General features: G+C 43.1%; 7 protein-coding genes. All 7 read right to left on the bottom strand.

All coding sequences use genetic code 11. The annotated features are described in order from the left end of the window. Window positions 1-29 precede the first annotated feature (29 nt). Window positions 30-725 (bottom strand): response regulator transcription factor NblR, encoded by a 696-nt coding sequence (nblR, locus tag L8106_RS13535; protein ID WP_009784884.1) that lies wholly within the window; start codon window positions 723-725, stop codon window positions 30-32. A 290-nt stretch (window positions 726-1015) separates the two neighbouring features. After that, window positions 1016-1933, bottom strand: coding sequence for an NAD(+) kinase (locus tag L8106_RS13540; RefSeq protein WP_009784886.1), 918 nt, complete (start codon window positions 1931-1933; stop codon window positions 1016-1018). 478 nt (window positions 1934-2411) lie between these two features. Beyond that, window positions 2412-3392: an NmrA family NAD(P)-binding protein gene (locus L8106_RS13545; protein WP_009784888.1), complete on the bottom strand. Its 981-nt coding sequence runs from the start codon at window positions 3390-3392 to the stop codon at window positions 2412-2414. 168 nt (window positions 3393-3560) lie between these two features. Then, the gene (locus tag L8106_RS13550) at window positions 3561-4034 is read right to left on the bottom strand and encodes a Spy/CpxP family protein refolding chaperone (RefSeq protein WP_009784889.1); all 474 of its coding nucleotides are present in this window, start codon (window positions 4032-4034) and stop codon (window positions 3561-3563) included. A 261-nt stretch (window positions 4035-4295) separates the two neighbouring features. Further along, window positions 4296-4658, bottom strand: a complete 363-nt coding sequence (locus L8106_RS13555; protein ID WP_009784890.1) for a hypothetical protein — start codon at window positions 4656-4658, stop codon at window positions 4296-4298. After that, a complete protein-coding gene (locus L8106_RS13560; RefSeq protein ID WP_009784891.1) occupies window positions 4655-5230 on the bottom strand; it encodes a sigma-70 family RNA polymerase sigma factor in 576 nt (191 codons plus the stop codon). Before L8106_RS13560 ends, L8106_RS13555 begins: the two co-directional genes overlap by 4 nt. 136 nt (window positions 5231-5366) lie before the next feature. Further along, on the bottom strand, window positions 5367-6161 hold a 795-nt coding region (locus L8106_RS13565), incomplete at its 5' end, for an RNA-guided endonuclease TnpB family protein (protein WP_009784892.1).

Raw genomic sequence — 6161 nt, forward strand, 5'->3', positions numbered from 1 at the left:
TAATTTGGCTCAATTTGTTCCCTGTCGAATCAAGACTCTCGTAAAACATAACCCACGCCTCTTACCGTTTGAATCAGACGTTTTTCCCCTTCTTCTTCAATTTTGAGACGGAGATAGCGAATATAAACTTCAATCACATTTGATTCACCCAAAAAATCATAACCCCAAACATTTTCTAAGATTTGTTCACGGGTTAAAACTTCTCGGGGGTGTTCCATTAAGTATCGAAGCAAATCAAATTCCTTCATCGTTAACTCAATGGTTCGACCATTGCGAAAAGCACATCGAGTCGCTAAATCCAATCCCAATTCACTAAAACGGAGTTGATCGGTGTTGTGATCAGTGGGTTGTAAATACAGACGCACCAATTGCAAAAACGATTCTGTGCGATAGGGTTTGAGGAAGTAATCATCTGCTCCTGATTCTAAACAAGCCACCCGATCTTCTAGCGTATCCCGCGCCATAAACACCACCATCGGTGTGCGATTTCCTTGATTTCTCAAATGACGACATAGGCTTAATCCTGACTCTCCTCCCAACATCCGATCAACCACAATCAAAGCGGGTTGCATTTCTGTGGCTCGATGAAGTCCCACTGTGACATTAGACACCACAACTGGATAGTAGCCTGATTCTTCTAAATCTAAGCTCACGTGTTGGGCTAAGAGTTCATCTGATTCAATCACTAAAATTGATGGATGATGCTCGCCAGCAATTACACTCATTGACAAATCCCCCCGCAGTGATATTAACCGTTTTACCACGTTAGAGGGAAAAATTGAACGATGAGAGATCAACAGACTTCCCCATCTTCCCAGAAGAGCCAGGTTGGGAGGTTGGGAGGTTGGGAAGTGGGGAGGTTGGGAGGTTGGGAGGTTGGGAGGTTGGGAGGTTGGGAGGTTGGGAGGTTGGGAGGATTTTTATTAATAAAAAGCTATTTTTCATGTTGAAAAAATACCTCTCCCCATCACCCCGTCACCCCATCACCCTCGGCAATAGCCTAGACCCTAACACCTCACGGCAATTCAACAGAAGTAGGTTTAGCAATATGAGGCAGTCCCCAACCCAACTTTTCTCGCAAAACCTGGAAAAATTCGGGCAACTTCAGCCGAATAAAACGAGCAGAATGACGAGATCGCGTTACTCTCACCCGATAATCTGATAAGACATAACATCCACCATTACCATCAACGACCATCACCAAGCGGTTAGGACTCGCCGGATAAATGGTCACGGGTTCTTTCTCGGCATAAATTAAAGCTCTCGAAGCCAGAGAATGGGGACAAATCGGCAACAGTTGCAACACGCCCACATCTGGGGTAACAACGGCTCCCCCGGCAGACAGAGAATAGGCAGTAGAACCCGTTGGCGTGGAAATGATCACCCCATCAGCAGCAATATCAACCGGAGCGTGTCGGCCAATTTTGACCTCGAAATGGCACATACAGGTCATGGGTTCACGATGCAAAACCATCTCATTCAAGCACAGCGCTTCCCAGAGTAAATTATCTTCCTGATAAATCTCGACAGAAAGCATCGCTCGTTCTTCAATGATGTAATCTCCCGCCATGACCTGTTCGAGAACCGTCGGTAATTGGTTAATATAAGTTTCGGTCAAAAATCCCATGTGACCTGTATTGACGGTTAGCATGGGGATTCCTTTGGGGGCAACTTGGCGAGAGGCAGATAATACCGTGCCATCTCCACCCAGAATAATGGCAAAAGTCATTTCTTCGTCGAATCCGGTCGGTGCAAGCTGATCGACAGGAGTATGACAGAGGGGACGATCAGGGTTAGAATAGCCAAGCAAGCCGCCCACACCCGTTGCAGTGTGAACTTGCCAGCCATTAGAAGTCAGCTTGTCTTTCAACTCGCTAGCGATTCGACAAGCCGCTGATTTGGCATCGTTATAAATAATCCCAGCTTTGGGCACGCGAATTAACTTAACTTAGGTTCAAAACAATATAATCCAACCCATCAACTTGCAATCCGTTGAGAGTTCATTGACACTCCTGGGACCTGAGTGGAGAAAAATCTTCTGTCGAGGATTTGACCTTCATCGATTAACGAAGTCACAACGGCTCCCGGAGCTTGCATCCAAGAGAACCGTGATCACAATCAACCCATCAATAGGTCAAATCTCCAGCAGCGTTCCACTTTGAGGAGAGTAGTTTCGACGTTTACCGCCGTACTGATAGCTTTTTTGAGAATATTCAAAGCCGCATGATGATCTCGTTGAAGTTCACACCCGCAAGTTTTTCGACCTCAAACGCGAAAATCACAGAGCTATCAAACTCCCGTCTGGCATAGAGTGCATTCTACCATAACTTGAGTCTGCCTCGATCAACATTCAACCCCACCTGCCTGAGAATATTCAACGGCAGAAATGGCAATCGCTGTGACGCACGAGATTAAATTTTCTTAAAGGGGGTTCTTTTTTGTTTACGTTTTTTCTGTTTTTCCCGCTCGTATTCAACTTCTTTAATTTTCTTCATAATCCGGCTGTAATAATCTTGCAGATAGTTTTCTAAAGTAGTCATTTCTGCCGGATCAAAACCAAATACACGGTAGGTTTCGTCCATAGATGCTTTCAAGGGTTGACCTGTGGCGGAGACTTCAGCAAATGCCAATCGATCTGAAATATTCAACGTCCACTGAAACCAACGAGTTACACTGCGAACAAACCTTAATACGCTCGTGGGAGTCCGGGTAATCTTCGCATCTTTACCCGAGAGTCGTTCACACAGGCGGATAATTTCATCGGCTGACCAAGCGCGAGAACCCACAACGGGGAAAGCTTGGTTTTCAGTTTCGGGTACAGACAGGGCGCGAATGGCAAATTTCGCGATATCTTGGGTATCCATATAGGCGATGGGAGAACTTACCCCCGGAATCCAAGCGGATTGACCTTCTAAAATCGGGATAGCATACTGACCAATAATTCCCTGTAAAAAGCCACAAGGCTTTAAAATCGTATATTTTAAACCGGACTCTGCTAAAAATAGCTCTGTGCAGTATTTGATATCAAGTAGCGGGACTTGTTTGTATTTTTCCGCATCGAGGAAGGAGACAAAAATATAGCGTTCAATACCTGCGGCTTTGGTGGCTTGAATGAGTGAGACTTTACCCTTCCAATCGACATCTTTGATACTTAAAGAATCAGTCGGTCGAGAAGTTGCCGCATCAATCACGGCGCTCACGCCTTCCAGAGCGGTTTTGAGGGTTTCGGGTTTGCATAGATCCCCAGGAACCAGTTCGGCTCCCCATTCTTTGAGAAAAGCCGAGCGGTTGTAACTACGTGCCAAGCAACGGACTTTATAGCCTTCGTCCAACGCCCGACGAGCTATCTGTCTGCCTAGAGTGCCAGTAGCACCCACGATTAATATAGTCATAAATAGGTCGGTATTAAACTTAACTTAAGATCCTATCAGAAGATCTCTCATTTTTTTACAAAACTTCATAAATTGATGAGAAGATACCCCTGATCTTTCTCCGATGAGTTTTTACAAAGGAGGAGATCGGGAGATTTTGACCTCACGACTTGTCAGGATTGAGCAGTTCTACTGGCGGTTTGAGCGAGGACGGTTGCGACGTCTTTGTTCCATGATCTCGGCAAACTGACGGCGTTGTTCAGGTGTCAGCACTTCTCGAACTTGCAGAATGATCTCAAACTGTAACTTGCTCATCTCTTGCTTCAGGCGGCTCAATTCATCATATTTTTGACGAATTTGACTTTCGCTCGCATTCGTCGATAACAACTCTTGCAATTGTTGTTGAGTTTGACGGACTTGTTGTTTGTGTTGGGAAATCTGAGCTTGATACTTAGCGCGAATGTCTTCCATTTTCTGCTTCTGCTCAGGAGTTGCATTTAATTGCTCTAGCAACTCCTCAGTATCGTCGTCTGGTTCTCCCGCATAAACTTTGGCTTGAGCTAACACGTTCGGGAAGCTCGTCGGTAAAATTCTAGTATTAGCAATTGCTTCCTTGCCACAGAATAAGAACAAAGTTAACCCAAAAACCAAAGATTCAAGCATAACATTAATAATTTAACCTAAATAATTTAACCTATTTTTTAAACAAATTTAATTCTGGGCAAGTTATAGAGAGTGAACCATAACCTGTTTTTGTCGTCACCGTCGATATCATTTATTAACAATCTATACCCGTTACCCATTTTTAGATGAAATCGAAAAAATAATGCTACAGAAGCCAGAAGAAGTCAAAAGTTTTTTCCGATCTCTCTATCAATCATTTGTAGCAAATATTTAAGGATGTCATATTCCCACAGGGAGAGGTTAGTCTTGAGAGTTGTCTGGTATGGTTAACCAACTGGTTTCTTGAGTTTCTTCCATTGCTCCATTCCAGTTACTTTCAATAAAACCTTCTAACTGAGCTTGTTCACTTGGACTCAGCGAGGAAGAATAGATCAGGCGATAACCCATCCAAAACAGAGTTAAACCGACTGCTATCAAAGAAGAAACTAATCTTAAAGTCTTAGTCGCCACTGGAGCCTGCTGTGACTCCGATAATAAAGAATCGTCAGTATCAAGAGCAGCAATAATTTTCTCTTCTAAATCCAATGTAGCTTCAGGAGCAGTTGGACGATTTTGCTTGAGAAAATTAATCAACGCTTGATCATTGGTTGGCAACTCACTCATAGGTTGACTCCTTCACGTTGCAAAAATTTCCGCAGAGCGGCTCTGGCATGAAATAAACGAGACTTAACAGTTCCTAAAGGAATATTTAAAATTTCAGCGATTTCTTTTTGGGGGATTTCCTCAAGATCATGCAAAACCATCACAGTACGATGTTCAAAGCTCAGGTGAGCTAACCCCCGTTGTACCAAATCTTGATAGTGTAGGTGCATCAAATCAGAAGAATCACCCCCAGATGAGTGCATCTCAGAATCATCTGTCGGATCAATTGTCTTAAATTTTGAGTTAAATGAATGATGTCTAGCTAACATTCGGCGTCGATCTGTGGCTACATTCCACGTAATCCGATACAGCCACGTCGAAAAGGTTGCTGGTTGCTTGAGTTTAGGTAACCCTTTCCACACCCGCAAGAATACCTCCTGCACCAAATCATCAAGGGACTCGGAGCCGCAGAGTTGATATAGAGTTGACCTAACCTTTCCCTGGTAACGTTGGTAGAGATAGCGAAAGCATTGGCGATCGCCTTTCTGACACTGTTGTACCAAAAAGGCATCAGAGCAGTCATCAGTTAACATATCGGTGGTATCCTTAACGAACACCTGCGGATTCTCCTTTACCTTTTCGGGTCTATATTCTTAGAGACTCCGAGATCTGCTCAAAGGTTCAATGTTGATGTCTGCGATTTTGTGACGTACTCCAGACGTTCGTTGCTTAGGCAACAGAACGCTGGCTTCTCCTCTTCTTATTATCAGAAGATTTGCGTTTTATAGTGAGGCGAACGCCCAACCCCACTTTTTTTATTAATATTGCCGAATTAATGTCTCTTGACATTGATGCACCACAAGCGCAAGAATGCCAACGATCTGATAATTCTTTAGGAACACGATTAAGACAAATTGCACAATGTTGAGATGTACCTTTTGGATTGACTTTAACTACTTTCTTGCCAGCTTTTTCAGCTTTGCCAGGAAGTATCTCGCTAAGAAATCCAGAGATACCAGCATCAGCAAAACTTTTGTTTAACCCAGATTTAGCTGATTGTCCATTAGGTAGAAATGTTCCATTTTCTCCCTGCTTAGGTTGATTTCGCCTAGACATATTGGATACCTTTAAGTCTTCAACAAATAAGACATCAGCTTTATCTAAGAGTTGATTAGCAATTTCATAGTGCCATTGTTTACGTTGCCTTGCGATCTTTTGATGAAGTTTCGCTACTTTTTGGTTGAGCTTTCTTCTGGCTTTAGACCCTAATTTTCTACGATCTCTTTTTGATTGAAGTTTAGCTAATTTATCTTCGGATTGGCGATAGAATTTAGGGAGTTTAACAGCAGTTAAATCACTGCAAGCAACAAAAAACTCTAAACCACTATCAATACCTAAACTGTTTTCTTCTGTTGGTTGAATATCTACAGTTAGGCTAGGAACTGATTTATCTTCAAGTGTTAGTGTTACATACAAGCCATCAGCTTTTTGGGTAATTAAAGCTCTTTTAATTGTCAACCCATC

This window comes from Lyngbya sp. PCC 8106 (genome assembly GCF_000169095.1).
Lineage (GTDB): Bacteria > Cyanobacteriota > Cyanobacteriia > Cyanobacteriales > Microcoleaceae > Capilliphycus.

Bases quoted from the DNA above. Each gene is read 5' to 3' on its own strand.
- L8106_RS13550 (WP_009784889.1), bottom strand. From the start codon at position 4,034: ATGCTTGAATCTTTGGTTTTTGGGTTAACTTTGTTCTTATTCTGTGGC.
- L8106_RS13555 (WP_009784890.1), bottom strand. From the start codon at position 4,658: ATGAGTGAGTTGCCAACCAATGATCAAGCGTTGATTAATTTTCTCAAG.
- L8106_RS13545 (WP_009784888.1), bottom strand. From the start codon at position 3,392: ATGACTATATTAATCGTGGGTGCTACTGGCACTCTAGGCAGACAGATA.
- L8106_RS13560 (WP_009784891.1), bottom strand. From the start codon at position 5,230: ATGTTAACTGATGACTGCTCTGATGCCTTTTTGGTACAACAGTGTCAG.
- nblR (WP_009784884.1), bottom strand. From the start codon at position 725: ATGAGTGTAATTGCTGGCGAGCATCATCCATCAATTTTAGTGATTGAA.